This window comes from Enterobacter cloacae complex sp. ECL352, from assembly GCF_020149545.1.
Classification (GTDB): Bacteria; Pseudomonadota; Gammaproteobacteria; order Enterobacterales; family Enterobacteriaceae; genus Enterobacter; species Enterobacter asburiae_B.
In genome coordinates, this window is record NZ_CP083710.1 from 36,936 (window position 1) to 61,673 (window position 24,738).

Sequence of the window (24,738 nt, forward strand, 5' to 3'; positions counted from 1 at the left end):
AGTACCGGGAAGGAGGGAGTGACCATCTCATTAAATAAAGCACGCTAAGCCGGTGGCAGCGGTCGCAATGGCCTAAACTTCCCCGCACCGACCTTGGCGCTGCTGCGCCATAGGTAATCGCCGGTCAGGTTGATGTGCTCCCACCCCAGCGGCGACAGATATTGCAACAATGTGTCGTCCAGCGCCGTGCCGTTGCCACGCAAAGCACTGGTGGCACGCTCCAGATATACCGTGTTCCACAACACGATGGCCGCCGTCACCAGATTGAGGCCGCTGGCCCGGTAGCGCTGCTGCTCAAAACTGCGGTCGCGGATTTCACCCAATCGGTAGAAGAAGACCGCCCTGGCCAGCGCGTTGCGCGCCTCGCCCTTATTCAGCCCCGCATGGACGCGGCGGCGCAGCTCCACGCTTTGCAGCCAATCCAAAATGAACAGCGTGCGCTCGATGCGCCCCAGCTCGCGCAACGCCACGGCCAAGCCGTTCTGGCGCGGGTAGCTGCCGAGTTTGCGCAGCATCAGCGAAGCCGTTACCGTGCCTTGCTTGATGGAGGTGGCCAGCCGCAGAATTTCATCCCAATGGGCGCGTATTTGCTTGATGTTCAGCCTGTCGCTGCTAATCATCGGCTTGAGCGCGTCATAGGCGGCATCGCCCTTGGGGATGAATAGCTTGGTTTCGCCCAAGTCACGGATACGCGGCGCGAAGCGAAATCCCAGCAAATGCATCAAGCCAAACACGTGATCGGTGAAGCCTGCCGTGTCGGTGTAGTGTTCCTCGATGCGCAAGTCCGACTCGTGGTACAGCAGGCCATCAAGCACGTAAGTTGAATCACGAATGCCCACGTTGACCACCTTGGCACTGAAGGGCGCGTACTGGTCGGAGATATGGGTGTAGAAAGTCCGTCCTGGACTGCTTCCATACTTCGGGTTGATATGACCAGTGCTTTCTGCTTTGCTGCCGGTTCTGAAGTTCTGGCCGTCCGACGATGACGTGGTGCCGTCACCCCAGTTGCCGGCGAAGGGTTGCCGAAACTGCGCATTCACCAGCTCGGCCAGCGCCGTCGAATAGGTTTCATCGCGGATGTGCCAGGCTTGCAGCCAAGACAGCTTGGCGTAGGTGGTGCCAGGGCAGGACTCGGCCATTTTGGTCAGACCCAGGTTGATCGCGTCGGCCAGGATCGTCGTCAACAGCAAGGTTTTGTCCTTGGCCGTGTCGCTGGTCTTCAGGTGTGTGAAGTGGCGGGTGAAGCCCGTCCATTCATCGACCTCCATCAGCAACTCGGTGATTTTGAGGTGCGGCAGCAGCATAGCTGTCTGGTCGATCATGGCTTGCGCGGCGTCTGGTACTGCCGCGTCCAGCGGCGTGATCTTCAGGCCTGACGCGGTGGTGATGATGGCATCCGGTAAGTCGTTGGCCGCAGCCATGCGGTTGACTGTGGCGAGTTGCGCCTCCAACAATTCCAACCGGTCATGCAGGTATTGGTCGCAGTCGGTGGCCACTGCCAGCGGCAATTCGCTGGCCAGCTTCAAAGTGGCGAACTTCTCGACCGGCACCAGGTATTCGTCGAAGTCCTTGAACTGGCGAGAACCCTGCACCCAGACATCACCGGAGCGCAGCGCGTTCTTCAGCTCCGACAGGGCGCATAACTCGTAGTAACGCCGGTCGATGCCGTCGTCGGTCAGAACCAGCTTTGCCCAGCGCGGCTTGATGAATGCGGTTGGCGCATCGGCGGGCACCTTGCGCGCGCTGTCGCTGTTCATGCCGCGCAGCATGTCGATGGCATCGAGCACACCCTTGGCGGCGGGCGCAGCCCGCAATTTGAGCACGCCCAGGAACTGCGGCGCGTAGCGGCGTAGCGTGGCATAGCTTTCACCGATGTGGTGCAGGAAATCAAAGTCGGCAGGCCGCGCCAATGTTTGCGCTTCGGTGACGCTGGCGGCGAAGGTGTCCCAGGGCATAACGGCCTCGATGGCGGCGAACGGATCGCTGCCGCTTTGCTTGGCCTCAATCAACGCTTGACCGATGCGCCCATACATCCGCACCTTGTCGTTGATCGCCTTGCCGGAAGCCTGGAACTGCTGCTGATGCTTGTTCTTGGCCGCGTTGAACAGCTTGCCGATGATGCGATCGTGAAGGTCGATGATTTCATCGGTGACGGTGGCCATGCCTTCGATGGCCAGCGCTACCAGCGTGGCATAGCGTCGTTGCACCTCGAACTTTGCCAGATCAGCAGGCGTCATCTGGCCACCTTCACGAGCGATTTTGAGCAGGCGGTTCTGGTGAACCTGCCGCTCGATGCCTGCGGGCAGATCAAGTGCTTGCCAGGATTTCAGGCGCTCAATATGTTCGAGCATGTGGCGAGAGTTCGGTTTGGCAGGCGACTGGCGCAGCCATGCCAGCCACGTCACTTTACTGCCGTCCTTGCGCTTGAGAAGTTCGTCCAGGCGCTGACGGTGGGGTGATAACAAAGAATCGGTCAGCGCCGCGTAAATGCGTCGGTTGGCACGGGTGATGGCCTCGGCGCTTGCGCGCTCGATGGCATTCATGGCGGGCAGGATAATGCTCTGCCGCCGCAGATTCTCGACAAGTGCGCTCGCCAGCACGATGCCTTTGTCGGTCTGCAAGGCCAGCTCGGTCAATGTATGCACGGCTTGCCGATAGTGGCTCATGGTGAAGGGCTTGAACCCAAAAACCGTTTGCAGCTCGACCAAGTGCTCCCGCCGTGTCTGTTCGCGCTGGCCGTACTCGCTCCAACTTTCCACTGGCATCTTGAGTTGCGCGGCCACCATGCGCAACAGGGGCGGAAACGGAGGCTCATCGACGCCCAAAAAGGTGCCAGGGAATCGCAAGTAGCAAAGCTGCACAGCGAAGCCCAATCGATTCGCGGCGCCGCGACGCTGACGGATCACCGACAGGTCGGTTTCGTTGAACATGTAGTGCCGTATCAGTTCGTCTTTGGCATCTGGCAGTGCCAGCAGGCTTTCGCGCTCGGTGGCGGACAGGATTGAGCGGCGTGGCATGGTCAGTCTTCCCGCAGGTACTGGTACAAGGTTTCGCGGCTGATGCCGAAGTCACGGGCCACCAAGGTTTTTTGGTCGCCTGCCGCAACTCGCCGTTTCAACTCGGCAATTTGTTCGCTGTTCAGCGATTTCTTTCGTCCCCGGTAGGCACCGCGCTGCTTGGCCAGCACGATTCCCTCGCGCTGACGTTCGCGGATCAGGGCGCGCTCGAACTCAGCTAAGGCTCCCATGACCGACAGCATCAGATTGGCCATCGGTGAGTCCTCGCCGGTGAACTTCAGCCCTTCTTTGACGAACTCCATGCGCACGCCCCGTTGTGTCAGCCCTTGGACGATGCGGCGCAGGTCATCAAGGTTGCGTGCCAGCCTGTCCATGCTATGCACCACCACGGTGTCGCCCTCGCGGACGAAGGCCAGCAGCCTTTCCAGCTCGGGACGCTGGGTGTCCTTGCCAGAAGCCTTGTCGGTGAACACCCGCGCCACCTGAACACCCTCCAATTGCCGTTCCGGGTTCTGGTCGAAGCTGCTGACGCGGACATAGCCGATGCGTTGACCTTGCAAGATGCCTCCAAAGGCAAAAGTGTCAGGATGAAATCTATTACCTTTGACGGAATATGTCAATCAATAGGAAATTTAACTCTATTCTGACATCGTTTGCACATGGCATCTGACATCAAGTTAGGGTATGCCTCAATCTGACGGCTGCGAACCGCCAGGGACAGGCGCAATGTCAGATTCTGTCGCGGCCTTGGCGCGTGCCTGGAAGCGTTCATAGCAATCCAGCCCGCAGAAATGTTCGACGTATTCCGCGCCTTCCGGGGTGAAGGCGGCATCGAGCGGAATTTCTTTGCAGCATACGCAGCAGGTGGTGCAACTGGCAGTGTTCGGGGCGTTTGCGTTCATGGTGGTACTCCTCCAGATTGGTAGCGAAGCTCAAAGCTGCCCACTCTCGGCTGGCTGGGAAGCGGTCATGATCTTCCCTTGAAGGCCCGCAGCAGCCGCGTCACAGACAGGACAAACAAGCCGGTCAGCGTGAGGGCTGCAATACCCCAGTGCTCCCCGATGAACGCGCCGGCCGTCGTGCCGGCTAGCACAATGGCGAGAATCGGCAAATGGCAGGGACAGGTGAGCACGGCCAGCGCGCCCCACAAGTAGCCGGTGATCGGTTTGTGCGTCTCAGACGGCAAGTGCTCTGGGCTGTTCATGGCAGACTCTCCGCGTGCTGTGCCGGTTCGGTTGGCATGGCGGCCAGTTGCATTTCGAGGCTGGCCAGGGCCTCGCGCCGACGCTCGACGAGTTGCCGCAACACGGCAAGCTGCGCAGACGCACCGTCACCGTCCGCAGCATCCAGCGCCCGGCACAGCCGCGCCAGTGCGTCCAGGCCGATACCCGCTTCGAAGGCAGCCCGTACAAAGCGCAGCCGTTGCAACGCGGTGTCATCGAACAAGCCGTAGCCGCCCGTGGTGTACGCGACCGGCCGTAGCAATCCGCGCAGCAGGTAGTCGCGCACGATATGCACGCTCACCCCGGCATCAAGGGCCAGCCGGGACACTGTGTAGGCGCTCATTGAACACCTCCTTTTCCTCATCCGGCGCAGCACGAAAGCTGCTTCACGTCCTTGCTGAAGGTCTGCGCCGCGAGCTTCAGCCCTTCGACCATGGTCAGGTAGGGGAACAATTGGTCGGCCAGTTCCTGCACGGTCATACGGTTGCGAATGGCGAGCACCGCCGTCTGGATCAGTTCACCCGCTTCCGGGGCCACCGCTTGCACGCCGATGAGCCGTCCGCTACCTTCCTCGATGACCAGCTTGATGAAGCCGCGTGTGTCGAAGTTGGCAAGCGCACGCGGCACGTTATCCAGTGTTAGCAGGCGACTGTCGGTCTCGATCCCGTCGTGATGTGCTTCCGCCTCGCTGTAGCCCACGGTGGCGACCTGCGGGTCGGTGAACACCACGGCCGGCATTGCGGTCAGGTCCAGGGCCGCATCGCCGCCAGTCATGTTGATCGCCGCACGAGTGCCGGCCGCTGCCGCCACATAGACGAACTGCGGCTGGTCGGTGCAGTCGCCGGCCGCGTAGATGTTCGGGCTACTGGTGCGCATGCCCTTGTCGATGACGATGGCCCCCTGCGCATTGACGGCTACCCCCGCCGCTTCCAATGCCAGGCTGCGCGTGTTCGGTGTCCGGCCGGTGGCGACCAGCAGCTTGTCGGCGCGCAATTCACCGTGCGTGGTGGTCAGCACGAATTCACCGTCCATATGGGCGACCTGGCTGGCTTGCGTGTGCTCCAGCACCTCGATGCCCTCGGCACGGAAAGCGGCTGTCACCGCCTCGCCGATGGCCGGGTCTTCACGGAAGAACAAGGTATTGCGCGCCAGGACCGTGACCTTGCTGCCCAGCCGGGCAAAGGCTTGCGCCAGCTCCAGCGCCACCACCGACGAGCCGATTACGGCAAGGCGTTCGGGAATGGTGTCGCTCGCCAGGGCCTCGGTGGAAGTCCAGTAGGGTGACTCTTTCAACCCCGGAATCGGCGGGACCGCCGGGCTGGCACCCGTGGCGACCAGGCAGCGGTCGAACATCACGACGCGCTCGCCACCCTCGTTCAAACTAACGATAAGGCTCTGGTCGTCCTTGAAACGCGCTTCACCGTGCAGAACGGTGATGGCTGAATTGCCGTCCAGGATGCCTTCGTACTTGGCATGACGGAGTTCTTCGACACGGGCCTGCTGCTGGGCCAGCAGCCGCTCGCGCAAGATCGTCGGCGGTGTGGGTGGCATGCCGCCGTCGAATGGGCTTTCCCGGCGCAGATGGGCGATGTGGGCGGCGCGGATCATGATCTTGGACGGCACACAACCGACGTTGACGCAGGTGCCGCCGATGGTGCCGCGCTCAATCAGCGTGACCTGCGCGCCTTGCTCGACGGCCTTCAGTGCTGCCGCCATCGCGGCTCCACCGCTACCAATGACGACGACCTGCAACGGGCGTTCGTTGCCACTGGGCTTATCAGCGGCCCCTATCCAGCCGCGCATCTTGTCGAGCAGGCCGGCGCGGTTGTCCGTCGGTGGCGCATCGGCAAGCGTTGCCTCGTAGCCCAGTCCGGCCACGGCGGTAGTCAGCGCATCCGATGACGTGCCCGCCTCAATGGCGAGTTGCGCTGTGCCCTTCGGATAGGACACCAGCGCCGATTGCACGCCGGGCACTTTCTCCAAGGCTTCCTTGACGTGAGCCGCGCACGAGTCGCAGGTCATCCCGGTGATTTTCAGGGTGGTCATGTATTTTTCCTTTTCTGTGGTGGCTACGGCTGTTGCCGTCAGCCACGTTGTTCTGGCAATTCACAGCTGTCCGGCCCGCAGCGGCGATGTGCTGGCGAGATGAAATCCCAGACCGACACCCCAACCATCAAGGCCAGGCCGACATAGAGCAGTCCACCGCTCTGCCAGCCGTAAGCCCGCATTAAAAACACCGCTGCCAGCACCAAGATCGGGCCTATCGTGCCGAGCGCCGTGCGTCGCCACTGTCGATGATTGAGCCAAGCGATAGCATTGGCGAGTAACGCGATGCCGGCGAACATCGGCAGCAGGATGCCAATGAATAGCCCCTCGTACTGGCTCAAGAAGCCCAGTCCGATGGCCGCGCCAAAGCTGGCGATGGCAGGAAAACAGGCGGCGCAGCCCATCGCGGAAACGACGCTGCCGAGCGCGCCGGTTTTGCCAGCGATGCGCGTGATGAGTCCCATGTGTCGCTCCCGAGTTCGGTTAACGGATCAGCGTTTGAGGCTGGACGGATAGCCCGCGTCCTCGGTCGCCTTGGTCAACTTCTGGACGTTGGTCTTGGCATCGTCGAAGGTGACGACGGCCTGGCGCTTGTCGAAACTTACGTCGGTCTTGCTCACGCCCTCAACCTTGGAAAGCGCGTGCTTGACAGTGATCGGGCAAGAGGCGCAGGTCATGCCAGGCACGGACAGCGTGACGGTCTGGGTGGCGGCCCACACGGGGGCAACAACGGCAGCGAGGGCGAGGGCGGCAAACAGTTTTTTCATGATGAACTCCTGTGATTAATAGAAAAATGGCATGACGTAGGGAAATCCGAGCGAGACCAGGACCAGCGCGGCCACGATCCAGAAAATGAGCTTGTAAGTAGCTCGCACTTGGGGAATCGCGCAGACCTCACCCGGTTTGCAGGCTTGCGCCGGGCGGTAGATGCGCCGCCAGGCGAAAAACAGCGCGACCAGCGCTGCGCCGATGAAGATCGGGCGATAGGGTTCCAGCACCGTCAGGTTGCCGATCCATGCCCCGCTGAACCCCAAGGCGATCAAAACCAGCGGCCCCAGGCAGCAGGCCGACGCAAGAATGGCGGCCAGCCCACCGGCGAAGAGCGCGCCGCGCCCGTTTTGTGGTTCAGACTTTTGTGGTTCAGACATACGCTTGTCCTTTCAAATTTGGTTTGGATAGCTTAAGCTTACTTCCGTAGTTATGTACGGAGTCAAGCGATATGCAAATTAATTTTGAGAATCTGACCATTGGCGTTTTTGCCAAGGCGGCCGGGGTCAATGTGGAGACCATCCGGTTCTACCAGCGCAAGGGCCTGCTGCCGGAGCCAGACAAGCCCTATGGCAGCATTCGCCGCTATGGCGAGGCGGATGTAACACGAGTGCGGTTCGTGAAATCGGCCCAGCGGCTGGGCTTTAGCCTGGACGAAATCGCCGAGCTACTGCGGCTGGAGGATGGCACCCATTGCGAGGAAGCCAGCGGCCTGGCCGAGCACAAGCTCAAGGATGTGCGCGAGAAGATGGCCGACTTGGCACGCATGGAGGCCGTGCTGTCTGAACTGGTGTGCGCCTGCCATGCGCGGAAAGGGAACGTTTCCTGCCCGCTGATTGCGTCACTGCAAGACGGAACGAAGCTCGCTGCATCGGCGCGGGGGAGTCACGGGGTGACTACGCCTTAGCGTGCTTTATTTTCCGAATTCTGAGACGACCCCTGCCAGAAAAAGTGACATCACTAAATGGGTTAAAAGTGACATCAGAATATTGCAGTTACAAAGCCGGTTCGCATAACAAAGATTATGTTAAATGGAATAATATTTTAATTAATAATCAATTAGTTATCTTACAGAGGTGCTCCTTTCCGGTCTCACAACCTACTGTGGTAACTTGAGAAACAGTGTACGTTCCTGGGTTTGCGATGGCTTAAAGCCATGATGAAGATAAAAACTTTTGGCTTCTTCAGTCAGTGCATGAACCATAATTGCACGGACTCCAATATTCTCAGCTACACGATAACAGCGCAGAACTGCATCATGCAGTAAATCGGCCCCGAGCCCCTTTCCCCGGAATGAAACATCGACTGCCAGGCGAGCAAGTATGATTACCGGAATAGGATCTGGCATGTTGCGCCTGAGACTTCCCGTTGCTTCCACGTGGTTAACGCTGCCGGTGGCCAGAGAGTAAAAACCGGCAACCTGTTTCGTGTTTGCTTTACAAACTACGAACGTTCGGGCAGCCCCCAGAGCCTGGTTTTTCAATCCTCTCTGTTTAAGCCAGTCATCAAGTACAGTCTCACCACTGGCGAACTCAGCAAGTTGATGGCAACTGGATAATGGTTCTGGTGCTGTTACACGTCCCACTGAGGTTTCCTTGCCAGCAGTTTATCAATGGCAACGTTATCCGCAACTGGTGCATCGAGCATATCAATAAACTCTGCGTACTGCTCATCGTTAAAATTAAAAACGCGACGGTCGAGGATAACATTCTCGGCCGCCTGGCATGCCATTTCCAGAATGAAGTCTGTGCGTGATTTATGGAGAATCTCTGCTGCAGCATCAATAAGTGCTCTTTGAGATTCTTTGGCTCTGAGGTTGAGCTGAACATCTGATTTCATGAGTGCGCTCCTTGTAAAGCAATTGCTATACAAGCATAGCATAAAGGTGTTGTATAGCAAATGCTACACGGATTTATCCAAATGCAGTGATAATACGAAAGAGTCAGCGTGTAATTACTGTGCTAAAGCCCCTCCTCTAAATTTCTCTACCCTGCCCAGGCAAACCTAATCAAACCCAACTCGCTGACATTACTGTGCACGGCGCCGGTTAAAAATCCCTTCAGGACAATTAGCACGCAAACGATAGACGCTAATCTGGCCTGACATCTGGAAATATTGCCAGCGAGAAGGTAGTATTCGGATCGTCAGCGATCGTCTTGTGGTGGGACAGATTGTTGATTCAGATTACTTTTGTGACCTAACTCAAACTGAGGGTTTGACTGCTTTGTGGTGAGGCAGGCGGGTGGCAAAGAGCGTTTACGGGAGAAATGCGGACTTCCGGAAACAAACAGGGACAGGACGTGTCCGTTAAAACGTTCAGGAGCAGGTAACGGGATTTCCCGGTGCCTGAATGCACAAACCCCCCGATAACTGTCATCATCTTGGCGGAAGACACAGATATCAGGGGGTCCAAAAGCAGGCGCGTTGCCTGTGAAGGATTATAACGCATGCACCACATAACACAACACCCGGCCGCCATAAGAACAGGCCGCCGTGAATGACAAGCAGATTTCTGTTCACTGGTCTGAGCTTCCGGCCGAAGAGTTAATCCGTTTCTGGCAGGACGTCGATGCCGGCACACAGGATAATTTTCTTACTGAGCCGGGTAATGACTCCAACTTATTGATAGTGTTTTATGTTCAGATAATGCCCGATGACTTTGTCATGCAGCTCCACCGATTTTGAGAACGACAGCGACTTCCGTCCCAGCCGTGCCAGGTGCTGCCTCAGATTCAGGTTATGCCGCTCAATTCGCTGCGTATATCGCTTGCTGATTACGTGCAGCTTTCCCTTCAGGCGGGATTCATACAGCGGCCAGCCATCCGTCATCCATATCACCACGTCAAAGGGTGACAGCAGGCTCATAAGACGCCCCAGCGTCGCCATAGTGCGTTCACCGAATACGTGCGCAACAACCGTCTTCCGGAGCCTGTCATACGCGTAAAACAGCCAGCGCTGGCGCGATTTAGCCCCGACGTATCCCCACTGTTCGTCCATTTCCGCGCAGACGATGACGTCACTGCCCGGCTGTATGCGCGAGGTTACCAACTGCGGCCTGAGTTTTTTAAATGGCGGAAAATCGTGTTGAGGCCAACGCCCATAATGCGGGCGGTTGCCCGGCATCCAACGCCATTCATGGCCATATCAATGATTTTCTGGTGCGTACCGGGTTGAGAAGCGGTGTAAGTGAACTGCAGTTGCCATGTTTTACGGCAGTGAGAGCAGAGATAGCGCTGATGTCCGGCAGTGCTTTTGCCGTTACGCACCACCCCGTCAGTAGCTGAACAGGAGGGACAGCTGATAGAAACAGAAGCCACTGGAGCACCTCAAAAACACCATCATACACTAAATCAGTAAGTTGGCAGCATCACCACTGAGCCGGTCAAAAAGCGGACCCGCCGTAAGCGCGGTGAACACTCCACAAAAGCCAAATGTGAAAACCCGTCCTGGTTCCGTCCTGAGCATTATAAAAAGCTCTCCGGGGAACTGGGGCATGCCTACAACCGTCTCGTGATGTTCGACAAGCGGACCGGCCGCCCCAGACTGCGTGTTCACGTTTCCCGTCATCCCCTTTTTGTCACGGGTCGCCGTAAGGCAGGACGCAAATATGGTTTCCGGCCGGAACGCCGGTGCCTGATCGACTCCCTCTGGCCCCTGCTCATCAGTTTCTGTGATGGCGGCAAGCATACCGTCGGCATGTGTATCTCCAGGCTGGCCAGAGAGTTAAGCCCGAAGGACGCTAAAGGAAATGTCATCCCGGAAACGGAGGTGACAGTGTCACGCTTATCCCGCCTGATTGAAGAGCAGGTACGCTTTGGTGTGCTTGGGCTGGCGGAAGAACGCACCTGGGATCGTGAATCCCGCTCCTGGCTGCCGACCTATGTCTATATCACCCACCTGGGATTCCAGATGCTGGGCGTCAATATGGACAAGCTGTTTAAGGAGCAGGATAAGAAGCTCCGTCAGAGCGCTGAGCGCGAGCAGCTGATCCGGGACGGGGTGATTAACGAACATGATGATGTTCAGCCCCACTCCGCGCGTAAATGCTGGTCTGCCCGTAAGCGCCGTGAAGCACTGATTTACCGTCGTAAAAAAGGCGCTGAGCGTAAACGTGCCAATAATCTGATAAAGCTGCCGGTGGATGAACGTCTTCATGCCATGGAAAAATGGGTTTTCAAAACCCTTCCTCATGATGAGGCGTACTGGTGTACGCCGGAACGACTGACACAGCTGGCGATTCAGCATCTTTACCAGCTGGACCTGGCGCTGTCACCGCCGGACTAGCCGCGATATACGGCACATCATCTCCCTCTGTTCACATGCCCCTCGCCGGGGCTTCTGGTGCTGGTTTTTTCCGGAAAAATTGAGCATTTTTTGTTCCCGCCGACCCGGTCGGGCGGCATTTTCTGACGCAAACGCATTGCCCTGATGGCCAGGAATAGCGATGAATTCTTTTTTCCACAGAAATCCGCAAACGAATAAGTCACCTTTTCCGGAAATGAAAAAAACAGAACCCGCAATTTAATCTAACCCCTTTTTTTTATCGCTCTGTTCATTTCATTCCAGAGTGGATCTTTGTCTTCCGCCACTCTGTGGATAATTAAAAAGGCCTTCGCATGCAGCGGCCTCACGGCCGCGCGCTCAGATGAAAATCAAAAATACCTCCCGTCGCAAGCGACGGGCCCCGTTCTGGTCAGAACCTGACACCGTCTCCTGGCCTGACCCCTACTAAAGCGACGCCGCCCCGGCCCGAAGGGCCGGAACACCCTCGCTTTAAGAGGGATGTTGTAACTAGAAATCAGAGCAGCTGCAGCTAGAGTCGCGTTAAGCCCGCTGTACACGCTCGTAAGCGCCTCACGGCGCTAACGCGGAGATACAGCCCGTCAGCGGCCCCAGGCCTTGACGGACTCACTCCGACCGCGCACATTAACAACCGGAATGGCTTTAAGCGGGTGAGGCCTCGCAGGGAATGGGTTGGGACAGGCAGAACCTTTCAAACCGCAGCGGCTTACGCCGGTCACGGCGCCCGTAGGCATTCTCTCCCTGTCTGGCCTCAGCTGGCGCCTCCATGCCGCGATGCGGCATCAGTGAGTTCTGCAGGACAGCGTGCCCATTTTTTGTTGTCAAAAATCGTTTCGGGAATATGCTTTCAGAAACAGATTAGCGAGGCGATAAAATGGACACGTTGCTTTTACCCGGCCAGAATCCCCGTGCCTGGGCGGAAACCATGATCAACCTGGAGGCCTGGAAACTGGTTAACACGGCAAACACTGTGGCGGCTATGCACCTTCAGGATGGTTTTATCCGGATTCAGTTTGTGGATGAGATCAGGGCATTCATCATGGCCCAGTTTGAGGCCGCGCGCCGGGCGAAAACGGATGACGACTGTATGGCCTGTCTGCGGGCCTTACGGGCTGAAAATACCAGCCTGCTGGAGCAGTCCCGATCGCTCAGAACCGGCTATGCAAAACTCTATGCCGAGGTGAAGGTTGTCCGGGACGAGAACAAAATTGTGGGCTACATCATTTCAGCGGTCGACGTCGTGGTGGCCGGTGCGGCCATCTTTGGTGGGATCGTCATGATGTCCTCAATGACGCCGGTGGGCGTGGTGGCTGGCGCGGTGATTGTTGTAAATGGCTTTAACACGATTTCACGGGAAGCCGCGCACAACCTCCTCGGTGATAAGCAGACGGAGGGAATATTCGCTGACGGCTCGATGGAGATCGCTGAATTTCTGGGCTTCAGCCGGCAGCAGGGGCTGGGGACGTATAAGGCTGTCACACTCTTCAGCGAAGTCTATGGCGCATATGGCCTGAGGCTGAAACCCGAAGCACAACGGCTGTGGTACTGGACCAGGCCCGATTTCTTCAGGAAAGTATCCGGCACGCCACGTCCCGCAATGGCGCTTAAAATTGCGGGATGGGGAGTTAAAGCCAAAGTGGCGCTTGATTTACTGACTATTGAACCTTCCGGGAAATAGTCTTCTGCAGGCGGAATGCCTTCCAGCCCAGTACAGGTGGGAAGGTCACCCAGGCAATGATCAGGACTACAAGGGAACTCATGCCCCCGGAAAGAATGTGTGTCCGGCTGCCGGCAATGAGGGTGACCAGCATAACCAGAACCAGCGCGACAGTGATCCATACCGACACCCGGAAGCGCCGTGAGAGCGCATCGATGAGATGCTGCATGGTGCCTCCGCCTGCTGCAAGCCGGCCCTGTAAATTATCCACTTCGCTTTTGCTGAAACCTGCCTCAAGCAGCTCTTTCTCACTGATAGCCATCACGTCCTCCCTAATCAGGCGAAAGTATACTGTATCAGACCAATAATCCCCAGGTGACCGGCGTAAGCATAATAAAAGAAATTACGCGGCATGAAACGCTGGCGGCCTTCCGGACAGATTTCCCTGCAGAAAGAAACCACCACCAGGGGGAATACCAGAGTAGGCAGCGTGGCCAGTAATAATGTTTCTGCGGGCAGGTTCAGGATATGCGACAACCCGTTTAAACAAATCAGTGACAGCACGACGCCAGCGACCGCCATTCGCTTCACTCCGGGCATGCCACTGCCTGATAAGGTTGCCATACTGATGGCCAGCGTAATTCCTGCCAGCCCGTAGCTTGCCGGCTCCAGTGGCCAAATCATTAGGGCCAGGATCAGATATCCCGCAAGCATTCCTTTCCGGCCGTGCCGGTACTGCAGGGCAAGCAGCTGCGTGACGCCGGCAAATACGAACAGAATGTTCAGGGCCCACCAGGGCTGGTGATGCAGGAAGGCCAGGCTGAACACCGGCTGCGTAATGATTGCCCAGATCCACAACCGATTGGCTCTCTTCTGAAGTCGTTCCGGGGTGCGCTGTACGTTCATCGCCCATATAAGCGTGAACAGGGGGAAGGCCATCCGGCCAAGCGCATACATCATCGGCCAGGCTGGCGACAGAAACACCGTATTCGTGTGGTCGATAATCATGGCCAGAAGTGCGAGGAGCTTGACCATATCGAGAGCTGCGGGACTGAGCTGGCACGCGTTCCGGATACTGGGAAGAACGTTGGGTACTGAATGATTCATGTTGTATATACCCCTGGCGACACGCGGTTAACAGCCAACCCTGAACATAATGCCAGAATGCCCTGCCGGTTTGCGTTGTGACCCTGATCTTTAGTTTCTCCAGAATCTTGCGCACCGCAAATTCTGATTTATCACACAGCACGCGCATTGCACCTGCCACATCCTTATTCTGAATACAGATATTTAAAATATGAAAATCGTTCATAACACTCCCTTCCTTACTACATATATCGGCAAATATATTGATATATTTAGATTAAGGAGTGCAATTGCTTATTATTTTACCATATTTTGCAGGGGCAGATTTTTATAGTTATAAAACAGGCTGCTGCAAAATAACTTAATATACATCTCAACCTAAAACCGATTATTCCTGGCTGATATCCGAAGAGGGAGCAGGATGAAGCTTTGCATAATCTTCTCGAAGCGATTTTGCTGCGGGTTTCCAGGCTTTCGCCCACTCATCATCCATTCTTCCTACACCAACAATCTTCAGTGCGACAGCATAGGGGGTGCGCCCTTGCTGTTTTGAAAGCCACAGGATGTGATCATCAATTCTGTCATCAGGTATATCGTCGATAATGGAATGGATAACATCGAGGTCCTCTGGCAGCCACGGCTTTCCAGTACGGGGAAACACCAGGTCCGGTTCGCGCGGTTTCTTTACCTTCTCGTTTTTAGCGATCTGTCTGGCTTCTTTCTCCGCAGAAATGAGTCGTAGTCGCTCCTTAATCCCACCCAGTGTGGCAACCGTTTTAATTAAATTTTCTCGCTGTTCGCGAGTAATACTTTGCTCATCGCAGATTAGGTCGTTCAGGGTATCGATGAGTGTATCTACCCGATTTTCTGTTAATTTCATTTCCAGTTCTCGCTTAAGGCTACAACTCAGCATTCTATTAGATATCTATCTGATTTCGCATCCCTGTTGATCTCATAAATGCAGTCCATAGTCTCGATCACTGAGCATGGAAGCCTGATGGTAAAATGGTATACTGATGTAAGAACAAATCTTACATAATGAAACGGAGGGGTTATGGCCCGTACGATGACGGTGGACGTGGGTGATGAGCTGCGCGAATTTATCGATTCCCTGGTTAAGGCTGGTGATTACCGTACCCAGAGCGAAGTCATGCGAGACGCACTGCGTCTTTTGCGCGAGAAGCAGGCTGAATCCCGCCTTCAGGAACTGCGCGATCTGCTGGCCGAAGGACTCAGCAGCGGCGAGGCGAAACCATGGAACAAGGATGTATTCCTGAATAATGTCAGGGCCAGGGTGGCAAATGAAAGAGATTGAGCTGACACCGAAAGCTGAAGAAGATCTGGAAGCAATCTGGGACTACAGCTTCCGACAGTTCGGGATTGTTCAGGCGGATGCGTATATTGGGCGTATAGCCGCAGTGTTTGATGTTCTGGCCATGCATGACATCGGCACGCATTGCGCGGAGCTGGGAGACAATATCTGCTCGTTGCCGGTGGAACAGCACATGATCTATTTTGTGCCATCGCATTCGGTGGTTACGGTCATACGTATTCTCAGCCAGTCTCAGGATACGGCACGGCATGAACCCTGGAGATAAGGGGGAAAGAAAATTTAAATACATAAAAATCAATTGCTTAATTCGTGTAATCTATCTTATGTTAAATTTAGTCCGTCGTTCATTTAGTTCATAACAGGCCGCAGACTACGATTAATCATACACAGATATAATCTTTCATTTGGTTTAAAAAAAACGCTCCCGATCGGGAGCGTAAGCCAGTGACTTCGGCGTCAAATGAGGGTCTGACAAGTGGAGCTGCGGGTTAATTCTGGGTGATCTGGCTGCGATGCTTTTCAGCCTGCTGCTGATGAATAACGGAAGATTGACCATTATTCGCCTTCTCATGCACAACAGCGGCTTTCTCATGCTCGTTCATTTCGGAAAATGATTTTGCTGTTTCGTTAGAAGCTGCTGGCTTGGATTTCATCATTTTTTTATGCATTTCAGCCATGTCCTGATGGGCAGCAGAATTGCCGTTTTGCATCATTTCATGGGACATTGCGGCCTGATCGTGACCGCTCATATCCATCATTTTCATGCTCTCCCCCTGAACTGCACTTTTTTCAGCGGATGATTGCATCTGATGGGCAGGCGCCTGGGCATTATTTACCTGGTCATGCATGTTCATTGTCTCTGCAGCCCAGGCAGATGAAGCGACAGCCATCATAGCAATAAAGGATACAAGGATCTTTTTCATGGTTGGGTCTCCGGTGTTTTCATACCCGAACAATCAATGCTTATAACAGAGAAAGCATTTGATCTCAGGGCTGGTTGATCATCACGCCAGGAACCGGGCGATTGAATTATCACGCTGTCCTGATTTATGGCTGATTATAAAAAACCGCCTCTGTTTATCGCGTGACTGAACGATGACATTTTTGTCACCTTCCGGGTTTCTCCTGAATAACGGTATTAATCCATTAACAGACGCACACTGAACACAATTTCCCGCCCCTGCTGTTCTGCTGACAGCTCGCCGCCGTGAGCATGAATGATCGACCTTGTAATTGATAATCCCAGCCCCGCGCCTTCCGTATTGTAGAACCTTGATGAGTCTGCGCGATAGAACCGGTCAAACAAACGTTCCAGATTAGCGGGAACCTGGCCGGACATCGTATTCGTAATCATCACGTTCACACAGTCACTGTCACGCTCAAGGTGTATCGCTGTACAGGTGTTATCGGGAGAATACTTGATTGCATTGGAAAGCAGGTTACTGAAAGCACGTCGGAGCATATCGCTGTCTCCGGCAACAACGCCCTCTCCTTCAACCGTGATTGTCTTTCCTGTTTCGTCTGCCAGGGGCTCGAACAACTCACGTAATTCATTCAGTTCGGCTGCCAGATCCACATCATGTTTATCCAGCCGCAGCAGACCATGCTCTGAACGTGCCAGAAAAAGCATGTCACTGGTCATTCGTGACAACCTTTTCAGTTCTTCCAGGTTAGCGAATAAAATTTCGCGGTAATGCGAAACATCCCTTTCCTTAGCCAGTGCAAACTGCGTCTGCATCATCAGATTACTGACTGGTGTGCGCAGCTCATGCGCGATGTCAGACGAGAAATCTGACAGTTTCCGGAATGCCCCCTCCAGGCGATCAAACATATTATTGAACTCCTGCATGGTCTCAGAGATTTCCGGCGGAGCCAGATCGGGATTTAGACGCTGATCCAGGCTGTGTACAGTCATGGAGGAAGCCAGACTGGTCATTTCCCGTAACGGTTTCAGACCAATACGTGTGGTCAGCCAGCCCAGAAAAACAGAAATAAAGACCAGACCGATATTGAACCAGAACAGCCAGGTACTGAGTTTGTCCATAAACAGGGTGTGATACCCAGTATCCGTGGCAACCGTAATGATGACATGTTTGCTTTTACCCTGTTCCGGCGTCATGGCAACCCGCCGCGAGATACTGCGGTACACGGTGTTATTTTCTTCCGTCTGGATCATATAGTCGAGAATATCACCCGACTTATTAAGCAGGACCGCTGGAACAACAGAATTTTTGGCATAGAGTTCAACAATTTTTTCATTTTCCATGTTTTTTATAGAAATGAATAAACCATTGTGCCCTACCATCGCATCGTTTATTTTTTCTGATAATGACTTAATATCCGTTTTGTTCCGGAACGTCTCTGTTTTAAGAAACTCTTCGGTGAGCTGAAGTTTACCTGTCAGAAAATCGCGGTCCTGATTATCGAAATAGCCATTAAGGGTGCTAATCAGGATAAAACTTGATAACCACCATACCGTAAGCATCACCGCAGAAAAAATCAGGCTCAGGCGTGTGGTCAGGGAAATTTTGAACCTCACTCTTCTCTGATCTCCAGGACATATCCGGCACCGCGAACGGTATGGATCAGTTTTGGCTCAAAGTCATCATCAATTTTACTTCTCAGACGTCTCACGGCGACATCAATCACATTCGTATCACTGTCAAAATTCATGTTCCAGACCAGGGACGAGATAAGACTCCTGGGTAACACTTCTCCGGTGCGTTGCAGCAGCAACTCAAGCAGAACGTATTCTTTACCGGTGAGATGGATCTTCTTCCCCGAACGGATCACGGTCCGGCGCACCATATCAACGGTCATATCGGCGATGGTGCAGACTGTTGCGGCCTGCGAGCGTGCCCGGCGCAGTAGGGTTCTTACACGTGCAACCAGCTCCGTAAAATCAAAGGGCTTAATCAGGTAGTCATCTGCGCCAAGCTCCAGTCCTTTCACTTTGTCCCGCACGTTGTCCTTTGCGGTTAAAAACAGGACCGGTTCTTCGTGCCCGGACTCCCTCAGTGCGCTGATGATTTGCCACCCGTCGAGGAAAGGCAGCATCACGTCCAGTATTATCAAATCATACTGTCCCTTCGACGCGGCCCCGAGACCATCGCGGCCATTATTAAAGAGATCGGCCTGATAGCCTTCCTCAACCAGTCCCTGCTGCAGGTAACGACCTGTTTTTTGTTCGTCTTCAACGATTAAAATACGCTGCATGGTCAACTCGCTGATATGAAAGTAAAAATCTCACGCATGAGCTTTGGCTGTCCCCTAGCTGACCTGAGACGGAGCAAGCATTCCGAGCCACGCTACGGCGCCCAGAATGATAATCGCAACAACGAATTCTGTCAGGATGCTGTTTCGCATCAGGGCAACGCTGCGATCATAATTCCCTTCCCTGACCATAACTTCAAGCCGGGGACCCAGGTGAAACCGGTTTGCTGCAGCCAGAAGAAGCATCAGAACAAACAGAGCCGTCTTGGCAAGCAATATCCTCCCCCAGGAACTGTTGAATAAGGGAGTTAAGTTACCCTCAGCAATATACAGATAGTTGACCAGCGCACTCAGGATCAGGGCTACAACAATCACCGTTCCTGCCGTGGCAAATTTTGCCAGGGAGTCAGATATCACAATGACGCTCTGTGCATTATGCTCGTTTCTGCGCATCAGCAGGATAGCAAATGCAACCAGAGCACCTGTCCAGGCACCTGCAGCGCCGAGATGGGTCAGATCGCTCAGTAAATGGAGATAGTAATGCAGACCGTCATGCATAACGGCGTGTCCTCCCCAGGCAAGTGTAGCCAGCGCCACGCCCCCACTCATCGTCATCAGCAGGCAGGACAATACTCTCTTATTAGTGTAAAGGAACAAAGCACCGAGTGTGGTAAACAGGGCACAGAGCCTGACAATCCAGCTAATACCCACATCAGTTTCTTCTATCACCATCTCGATAACATGGATGGATAATTCTCTGAGGTCAGTTACTCCACTCATGGCATTAGATACCAGGAGCATATTAATGCCAGTAAGAATGATGCCTGTAACAACAGCAAAGGTTATAAACGACCTAAAATTAGTCAGGTTATAGGTTTCATGTCTGACACCGCTTATTCCATATATCTGAAAAAATGGCAATCCAAATATTACCATCAAATCCAGATAAAGAAGAAAACGAATAACAATCATAATCAGGTCGTTCATAATATTACTTCACTGTAAAGGTGTAATTACCGGTAATAGGGTGCGTATCTGAAGAAACCGCGCGCCAGTCAACACGATAAGTGCCAGCGGGTAAAGGCTCTCGCGGAATAATGACCATCGATTTAGGGTCAGCGCCTGGCGCCACTTTTGCCGCGACCGGCATCGGAGAATGTGATGACATGCCTTTCATACCCGTCATCGTTAATTTTGCACCTGAGAATTTCACGGTCAGATTTTCCGAGAAATTAAGCTGAATCTTTTCCGGGGCCGCTACGGCTGAATCAGCCTGTGGCACAGAGCTTTTTAATTCCGGATGGGCCATAGCAGAGAAAGCAACGCCCATAACGAGGCCACCTGTAAGAATGGCTTTATTTAAAATCGACATTTTATTTACCTGTTTAGTTGAGTGTTTTATATCAGTGCGTTAAAACCAGATTCTGGCTCCCGCCAGGAATACTACCTGATGGTCTTTCTCACCTTCTCTTTTCGCCATATCGGATGTTTTCCCGTAAAGTTGATTCCAGGAAACGCCTATATAGGGTGCAAACTCACGGCGTATTTCATAGCGCAGCCGGAGCCCCAGCTCTGTGTCAGTCAGTCCCCTGCCGCGACCCCGCGATTCATCATCCTGACTGTAGAAATTCACCTCATAGGATGGCTGGAGTATGAGCCGGTTAGTCAGTAAAACGTCGTATTCTCCTCCCAGACGAAGGGCTGCTTTTCCGCCATTACTGACAAAACCCGTAATTTCAGACTCAAAATTATAGAGTGCCAGCCCCTGAAAACCGACAGCAGCCCAGGTCCGGGCAGAAGCAGGTCTGAAATCCTGCCTGACACCCGCAACCAAATCCCACCATGGGCCAACCGCATGTCCCCAGAGTAACTGCGCTTCAGCCGCCTCCGTTTCCCCATTGCTTCGTTCACCTTCACTCTTTAGCCAAATCCGATCTGTGTCGCCTCCAATCCAGCTGTTAACACTCCAGCTGAAATTGTTGGTGTTATCCGACCGTTGCCATTCCAGTTGATCCAGCAGAACCAGATAATTAATCGCACTGTCGTGAATCGCATGCCCCTGTAAATTGCCGAATGCAGCCTTCCGGTCGGCATCGGTAACAGGCGGAATTGGCGTTCTGCTCTCAGTTACAATGGGCTCCATTGACGTCATCTCAGTGAAATTCTCATCTGCTGGCATCTGCATGGCAGACATGTCGTGCCCGGCGTGGGGATCTGCAGAGACGGAGCCCGCCGCAATAGAAAGCTGTGAGGTAAACAAACCGGCGACCAGAACAGGTATGGCCTTCAAATTTCTCTTCATTCGCATCATTCCTCCACCCGGACTTCACGAAACATTCCCATTTCCATGTGATAGAGCAAATGGCAGTGATACGCCCAGCGGCCAAGCGCATCTGCTGTCACTCTGTAACTGCGTTTTGTACCAGGGGGAACATCTATTGTGTGTTTACGAACCATGAAATTACCGTTTTCATCTTCCAGATCGCTCCACATACCATGCAGGTGAATGGGGTGAGTCATCATGGTATCGTTGATCAGCGTGATCCTGAGCCGCTCACCGTATTTCAGCAGCACCGGTGCGGCATCTGAAAACTTGATTCCGTTAAATGACCAGGCAAACTTTTCCATGTGGCCGGTTAAATGCAGTTCTATGGTACGGCCAGGTTCACGTCCGTCAGGATCCTCAAAGCGGCTTTTCAAATCCGCGTACGTGAGAACCTTTCTTCCGTTATTTCGAAGACCAATACCCGGATCATTTAATTTCGGAGAGACGCTCATCGCCTGCATATCAACCAGTGGGTTATCCGTTTCTGACGCAGGATGACTTTGCATACCCGGCATTCCGGCCATCCGGGAATGATCCATACCGGCCATGCTGCTGTGATCCATGGGCGCGGAGGATGTCCCGCTATCCGGAAGGTCAGCACCGTCCATAGACATCATCTCTCCGCTGTTATCCATGCCTCCCATCTGGCTGTGGTCCATTCCTGCCATATCATGTCCCATTCCCCCCATACCCATATCTTCCATGGTCAACAGAGGACGGGGATCGAGGGGGGGAACGGCAGCACTTAACCCCTCTCTCGTGGCCAGTGTCCCTCGAGCGTAACCGGTCCTGTCCATGGATTGTGCGAAGATGGTATAGGCCTCACCCTGAGGCTCCACAATGACATCATAGGTTTCGGCAACGGCAATCCTGAATTCGTCAACGGTAACCGGGTTTACATACTGGCCATCTGCAGCCACGACCGTCATTTTCAGCCCGGGGATACGGATATCGAAATAGGTCATTGCCGAGCCGTTGATAAACCGTAAGCGTATCTTTTCACCGGGACGGAACAGTCCGGTCCAGTTTTTCAGCGGGGCCTGCCCGTTCATGAGATAGGTGTAGGTGTAGCCACTGACATCCGCGAGGTCAGTCGGATTCATTTTCATTTCAGCCCACATTTTCCGATCGGCAATGGTGGCTGACAGCCCCCTGGTATTCACGTCGCGGAAAAAAGAGCCAACGGTTGGTTTATTGAAATTGTAGTAATCCGACTGTTTTTTTAATTTTTTCAGCAGGCTGTGAGGATTTTCATCGGTCCAGTCAGACAACATGACCACATGCTCACGATCGTAAGCAAACGGTTCTGGCTCCCTGGCATCGATGATAATGGCACCGTATACCCCCTCCTGTTCCTGCAGACCGGAATGGCTGTGGTACCAGTAAGTCCCGTTCTGCTTAACCTTAAAGGTGTAAACGTAGGTATCATCAGGCTCTATGCCCATAAAACTCAGCCCCGGAACACCATCCATATTGGCCGGAAGAATAATGCCGTGCCAGTGAATGGACGTCTGTTCATTAAGACGGTTTTTGACCTTCAGGGTAATGGTGTCACCTTCTTTCCAGCGAAGAACGGGCCCCGGCAGGCCTCCATTGATTGTTTTGGCCTGACGCTCACTGCCCGTGATATTGACGGCCGTTTCACCAATGGTCAGGTCAAACTGAGTACCCTGCAGGGATGCGGCAACTGGCAGGCTCAGACTGGAACGCGCATTGAAACTCCATACGCCAAGACTTCCGGCTACGCCAGAGAGGGTTAACCCCTTCAGGAAAGTTCGTCGAGACGTTTTCAACAGCATGCGCATTCCCTTATTTAAAGTATGGTTACTGACAGAATTCGAGAACCGATTTAAATTAAATTACTGGTTCATCCACTTACAATGAAATGAATCTAGCACACCTTAAGAAACAAATTCATTACAATCGTGTAATGTACATAGCTGTATTACATTTACGTCATCTTCCCCACAGGTTGATTATTTTTATATATGATCATAAGGACATCTTTTATGTACCTCAGAAGGTAATTACACATGAATATATTAATCACGACCACTGCGTTTACAGCTTTATTTTGTGGGGCAGCTTTTGCTCAGTCCAGTGATATTGCCCATGAAGCACATCGATTTGTTAATAATGCCTCAGCCGTCAGTCATGTGAATTCCTCGACGCATGAAAACTTACCGGACAGGGTTAATAAAAACAACACGCCCTCATTCTCTGAAATGAATGAACATGAAAGGGCCATTGTTGCTCATTCATTTATGAACAACAGCGCGTCCTATGCGCATCAGAAAATGATTGAGGAACATAAAAAAATGCTGTCCGGCAGTGATGCAAATTCAAAGACCTCGTCTTCTTCTTTTAACGAACTGAATGCCGGAGAAAAAGCCGCTCTCGTGCATGAGCTGGTCAATAATGCCGGTGCGGAAGCACATCAGACGCAGGCAAGAAAGCTTCGCGGGCTGTATTCGACCAGGTAACTGCAGGCGGGTTAGTGCTTAGCGTCAGGTGCGCAGCAGGGCTTTACTGACGGGTTACGTAGCAGGACATGAGCCCCATATTGCTCTGCCGTAACCTGTTTCAGTCCCGTTAATCATCACCGTCGGGCTGGTCATACAGTTCCCAGAGCTTCCGGAGCAAACGGGAAACAAGATATGTTACAAAAATGACGACCATCAACGGTGCTCCCGATTAACTGACAGATGACACGCCTCCTGAAAACCCCTAGCATACGCCGCAGTGTTCATGCTAACGGCGAATTCCAGTAAATGTATTCTACCGATGTCGTAAAAGAAAATGCCTACCTTTCAGCCACCCGCTCGGGGCTGGAATCGAACGAGATCGCTACTCTTCAGCGCTCCTTGCCTTCCCGGTTTAATCTGCGGCATTTGAAAAAAAATGAATCATTAAAACTCGTACTGCAAAAGAAAGCGGGAAAATCACGTGTCGTGGCCTATAAATTTACGTCCGGTTCATTTAATTACACGGCGTATCGTATATCAGATAAAAAGTTCTATAACCTTTCCGATACTTCCGGGAAAGGCAGTCTCGATTATCCGTTACCGGCCACAGCAAGACTCAGTTCGCCTTTCAATCCTGCAAGACTTAACCCGGTATCGGGAAAAGTGAGTCCCCATAATGGCATTGATTATTCCATGCCCATGAACACGAAAATAGTCAGCGTCATCGACGGAAAAATCACCCGGGCCGAATACAACAGTACCATGGGATATTTTGTTGAAGTAACGGGAAAAGCCGGTGTTAAAACTCGCTATCTCCACCTCAATAAAATGCTCGTTACTAAAGAGGCCAGGGTTACCCGGGGAGACGCTATTGCGTTATCCGGTAACAGCGGACGTTCATCCGGTCCTCATCTGCATTACGAGCTGGTCATCAATAACAATCCTGTTAACTCACTGGCGTTCCGGACGGCGGCACCCGCTGATAACAAACTCGAACAGCATGCCTTTGCGCATGCCAGAGACTACGAACGATACCTGGACTGATAACGGGACCGCGACGCGGTCCCGTCTGCCGGATTAATTTTTTTTATCGTTTTCACTTCCGTGATGTTGATGATCTCCATGCCCCCCGTGACCGTGGAAAAGATGCATGAGCGGACAAAGCAGCAGTAACAGATATGGCCAGTAGCCTGCCACATGTGACCAGTGTTCGCGCAGGAGAGCAAATGCCGCAATCGCGGCGACAGCAATAAGCGCATAGGTTGTACTTTTCATACCGGACTCCTTCTGTTCGTAACAGCC

The 24,738-nt window shown here is 53.6% G+C and carries 29 protein-coding genes and 1 pseudogene; 7 read left to right on the top strand and 23 right to left on the bottom strand.

What is annotated here, in order from left to right; genetic code table 11:
- Positions 1-44 precede the first annotated feature (44 nt).
- The 9 genes from LBF07_RS23430 to merT all read right to left on the bottom strand — a co-directional run bounded on the left by LBF07_RS23430 (position 45) and on the right by merT (position 7,434).
- A complete protein-coding gene (locus tag LBF07_RS23430) occupies positions 45-3,017 on the bottom strand; it encodes a Tn3 family transposase (protein ID WP_001138071.1) in 2,973 nt (990 codons plus the stop codon).
- Positions 3,018-3,019: 2 nt separating this feature from the next.
- Entirely contained in the window at positions 3,020-3,577 is a 558-nt protein-coding gene (locus LBF07_RS23435; RefSeq protein ID WP_172693721.1) for a recombinase family protein, read from the bottom strand.
- Between the two features lie 129 nt (positions 3,578-3,706).
- The gene (locus LBF07_RS23440) at positions 3,707-3,919 is read right to left on the bottom strand and encodes a DUF3330 domain-containing protein (RefSeq protein ID WP_000993245.1); all 213 of its coding nucleotides are present in this window, start codon (positions 3,917-3,919) and stop codon (positions 3,707-3,709) included.
- A 65-nt stretch (positions 3,920-3,984) separates the two neighbouring features.
- Positions 3,985-4,221, bottom strand: a complete 237-nt coding sequence (merE, locus tag LBF07_RS23445; RefSeq protein ID WP_001087807.1) for a broad-spectrum mercury transporter MerE — start codon at positions 4,219-4,221, stop codon at positions 3,985-3,987.
- The gene (merD, locus tag LBF07_RS23450) at positions 4,218-4,583 is read right to left on the bottom strand and encodes a mercury resistance co-regulator MerD (RefSeq protein WP_001277466.1); all 366 of its coding nucleotides are present in this window, start codon (positions 4,581-4,583) and stop codon (positions 4,218-4,220) included. The genes merE and merD overlap by 4 nt, the downstream gene beginning before the upstream one ends.
- 17 nt (positions 4,584-4,600) lie before the next feature.
- A complete protein-coding gene (merA, locus tag LBF07_RS23455; RefSeq protein WP_043907010.1) occupies positions 4,601-6,286 on the bottom strand; it encodes a mercury(II) reductase in 1,686 nt (561 codons plus the stop codon).
- 38 nt (positions 6,287-6,324) lie between these two features.
- The gene (gene merC / locus LBF07_RS23460) at positions 6,325-6,750 is read right to left on the bottom strand and encodes an organomercurial transporter MerC (RefSeq protein ID WP_000522996.1); all 426 of its coding nucleotides are present in this window, start codon (positions 6,748-6,750) and stop codon (positions 6,325-6,327) included.
- A 27-nt stretch (positions 6,751-6,777) separates the two neighbouring features.
- Positions 6,778-7,053, bottom strand: coding sequence for a mercury resistance system periplasmic binding protein MerP (gene merP / locus LBF07_RS23465; protein ID WP_000732275.1), 276 nt, complete (start codon positions 7,051-7,053; stop codon positions 6,778-6,780).
- 15 nt (positions 7,054-7,068) lie between these two features.
- On the bottom strand, positions 7,069-7,434 hold the full coding sequence (merT, locus tag LBF07_RS23470; RefSeq protein ID WP_001294656.1) for a mercuric ion transporter MerT: 366 nt from the start codon (positions 7,432-7,434) through the stop codon (positions 7,069-7,071).
- 71 nt (positions 7,435-7,505) lie between these two features.
- Here merT and merR point away from each other — a divergent pair, with 71 nt between their 5' ends.
- Positions 7,506-7,961 (top strand): Hg(II)-responsive transcriptional regulator, encoded by a 456-nt coding sequence (gene merR / locus LBF07_RS23475; RefSeq protein WP_001166628.1) that lies wholly within the window; start codon positions 7,506-7,508, stop codon positions 7,959-7,961.
- 192 nt (positions 7,962-8,153) lie between these two features.
- On the opposite strand, the gene LBF07_RS23480 is transcribed toward merR, so the two are convergent.
- From LBF07_RS23480 to LBF07_RS23490, 3 genes are all read right to left on the bottom strand, one after another.
- On the bottom strand, positions 8,154-8,639 hold the full coding sequence (locus LBF07_RS23480) for a GNAT family N-acetyltransferase (RefSeq protein WP_032664832.1): 486 nt from the start codon (positions 8,637-8,639) through the stop codon (positions 8,154-8,156).
- The gene (locus LBF07_RS23485; protein WP_032664831.1) at positions 8,627-8,893 is read right to left on the bottom strand and encodes a DUF1778 domain-containing protein; all 267 of its coding nucleotides are present in this window, start codon (positions 8,891-8,893) and stop codon (positions 8,627-8,629) included. Before LBF07_RS23485 ends, LBF07_RS23480 begins: the two co-directional genes overlap by 13 nt.
- A 780-nt stretch (positions 8,894-9,673) precedes the next feature.
- A protein-coding gene (locus LBF07_RS23490) for an IS1-like element IS1B family transposase (protein WP_103178130.1) occupies positions 9,674-10,371 on the bottom strand; the annotation gives its coding sequence in 2 pieces (ribosomal slippage) (positions 9,674-10,122 and positions 10,122-10,371; 699 coding nt in all).
- Between the two features lie 58 nt (positions 10,372-10,429).
- Between LBF07_RS23490 and repA the strand changes: the two are divergent.
- Positions 10,430-11,338: pseudogene (gene repA / locus LBF07_RS24645) on the top strand (plasmid replication initiator RepA); the annotation flags it as partial.
- Positions 11,339-12,230: 892 nt separating this feature from the next.
- Positions 12,231-13,034, top strand: a complete 804-nt coding sequence (locus tag LBF07_RS23505; protein WP_032664829.1) for a DUF4225 domain-containing protein — start codon at positions 12,231-12,233, stop codon at positions 13,032-13,034.
- Here the strand turns inward: LBF07_RS23505 and LBF07_RS23510 are convergent.
- The 3 genes from LBF07_RS23510 to LBF07_RS23520 all read right to left on the bottom strand — a co-directional run bounded on the left by LBF07_RS23510 (position 13,012) and on the right by LBF07_RS23520 (position 15,012).
- Positions 13,012-13,335 carry a hypothetical protein gene (locus LBF07_RS23510; protein WP_032664828.1) on the bottom strand — a complete coding sequence of 108 codons (324 nt, stop codon included), beginning with the start codon at positions 13,333-13,335 and terminating at the stop codon, positions 13,012-13,014. The two genes, LBF07_RS23505 and LBF07_RS23510, sit on opposite strands and share 23 nt — an antisense overlap.
- Before the next feature lie 14 nt (positions 13,336-13,349).
- Complete coding sequence (locus tag LBF07_RS23515; RefSeq protein WP_032664827.1) at positions 13,350-14,120, bottom strand: TraX family protein; 771 nt, start codon at positions 14,118-14,120, stop codon at positions 13,350-13,352.
- 367 nt (positions 14,121-14,487) lie between these two features.
- Positions 14,488-15,012: a hypothetical protein gene (locus LBF07_RS23520; protein WP_032664826.1), complete on the bottom strand. Its 525-nt coding sequence runs from the start codon at positions 15,010-15,012 to the stop codon at positions 14,488-14,490.
- 141 nt (positions 15,013-15,153) lie between these two features.
- Here LBF07_RS23520 and LBF07_RS23525 point away from each other — a divergent pair, with 141 nt between their 5' ends.
- The gene (locus LBF07_RS23525; protein WP_032664825.1) at positions 15,154-15,414 is read left to right on the top strand and encodes a type II toxin-antitoxin system ParD family antitoxin; all 261 of its coding nucleotides are present in this window, start codon (positions 15,154-15,156) and stop codon (positions 15,412-15,414) included.
- Positions 15,401-15,697: a type II toxin-antitoxin system RelE/ParE family toxin gene (locus tag LBF07_RS23530; RefSeq protein WP_032664824.1), complete on the top strand. Its 297-nt coding sequence runs from the start codon at positions 15,401-15,403 to the stop codon at positions 15,695-15,697. Before LBF07_RS23525 ends, LBF07_RS23530 begins: the two co-directional genes overlap by 14 nt.
- Positions 15,698-15,920: 223 nt before the next feature.
- On the opposite strand, the gene pcoE is transcribed toward LBF07_RS23530, so the two are convergent.
- From pcoE to pcoA, 7 genes are all read right to left on the bottom strand, one after another.
- On the bottom strand, positions 15,921-16,355 hold the full coding sequence (gene pcoE, locus LBF07_RS23535; protein WP_004388336.1) for a copper resistance system metallochaperone PcoE: 435 nt from the start codon (positions 16,353-16,355) through the stop codon (positions 15,921-15,923).
- Positions 16,356-16,570: 215 nt separating this feature from the next.
- The gene (pcoS, locus tag LBF07_RS23540; protein WP_032638101.1) at positions 16,571-17,971 is read right to left on the bottom strand and encodes a copper resistance membrane spanning protein PcoS; all 1,401 of its coding nucleotides are present in this window, start codon (positions 17,969-17,971) and stop codon (positions 16,571-16,573) included.
- Positions 17,968-18,648, bottom strand: coding sequence for a copper response regulator transcription factor PcoR (pcoR, locus tag LBF07_RS23545; protein WP_001188930.1), 681 nt, complete (start codon positions 18,646-18,648; stop codon positions 17,968-17,970). The genes pcoS and pcoR overlap by 4 nt, the downstream gene beginning before the upstream one ends.
- 54 nt (positions 18,649-18,702) lie before the next feature.
- Positions 18,703-19,581, bottom strand: a complete 879-nt coding sequence (gene pcoD, locus LBF07_RS23550; RefSeq protein ID WP_229692861.1) for a copper resistance inner membrane protein PcoD — start codon at positions 19,579-19,581, stop codon at positions 18,703-18,705.
- A 55-nt stretch (positions 19,582-19,636) separates the two neighbouring features.
- A complete protein-coding gene (gene pcoC / locus LBF07_RS23555; RefSeq protein ID WP_000025662.1) occupies positions 19,637-20,017 on the bottom strand; it encodes a copper resistance system metallochaperone PcoC in 381 nt (126 codons plus the stop codon).
- Between the two features lie 39 nt (positions 20,018-20,056).
- Positions 20,057-20,947 carry a copper resistance outer membrane transporter PcoB gene (gene pcoB / locus LBF07_RS23560; protein ID WP_001378118.1) on the bottom strand — a complete coding sequence of 297 codons (891 nt, stop codon included), beginning with the start codon at positions 20,945-20,947 and terminating at the stop codon, positions 20,057-20,059.
- A 5-nt stretch (positions 20,948-20,952) separates the two neighbouring features.
- Positions 20,953-22,770 carry a multicopper oxidase PcoA gene (gene pcoA, locus LBF07_RS23565; protein WP_000925242.1) on the bottom strand — a complete coding sequence of 606 codons (1,818 nt, stop codon included), beginning with the start codon at positions 22,768-22,770 and terminating at the stop codon, positions 20,953-20,955.
- A gap of 234 nt (positions 22,771-23,004) precedes the next feature.
- On the opposite strand from pcoA, the gene LBF07_RS23570 reads away from it, so the two are divergent.
- Together LBF07_RS23570 and LBF07_RS23575 are read left to right on the top strand one after the other, a co-directional pair.
- Positions 23,005-23,454, top strand: coding sequence for a hypothetical protein (locus tag LBF07_RS23570; RefSeq protein WP_049126516.1), 450 nt, complete (start codon positions 23,005-23,007; stop codon positions 23,452-23,454).
- Between the two features lie 288 nt (positions 23,455-23,742).
- Positions 23,743-24,480 carry a peptidoglycan DD-metalloendopeptidase family protein gene (locus LBF07_RS23575; protein WP_094935619.1) on the top strand — a complete coding sequence of 246 codons (738 nt, stop codon included), beginning with the start codon at positions 23,743-23,745 and terminating at the stop codon, positions 24,478-24,480.
- A gap of 33 nt (positions 24,481-24,513) precedes the next feature.
- Here the strand turns inward: LBF07_RS23575 and LBF07_RS23580 are convergent, their stop codons facing one another.
- Positions 24,514-24,711 carry a DUF2933 domain-containing protein gene (locus LBF07_RS23580; RefSeq protein ID WP_004388331.1) on the bottom strand — a complete coding sequence of 66 codons (198 nt, stop codon included), beginning with the start codon at positions 24,709-24,711 and terminating at the stop codon, positions 24,514-24,516.
- Between the last annotated feature and the right edge of the window lie 27 nt (positions 24,712-24,738).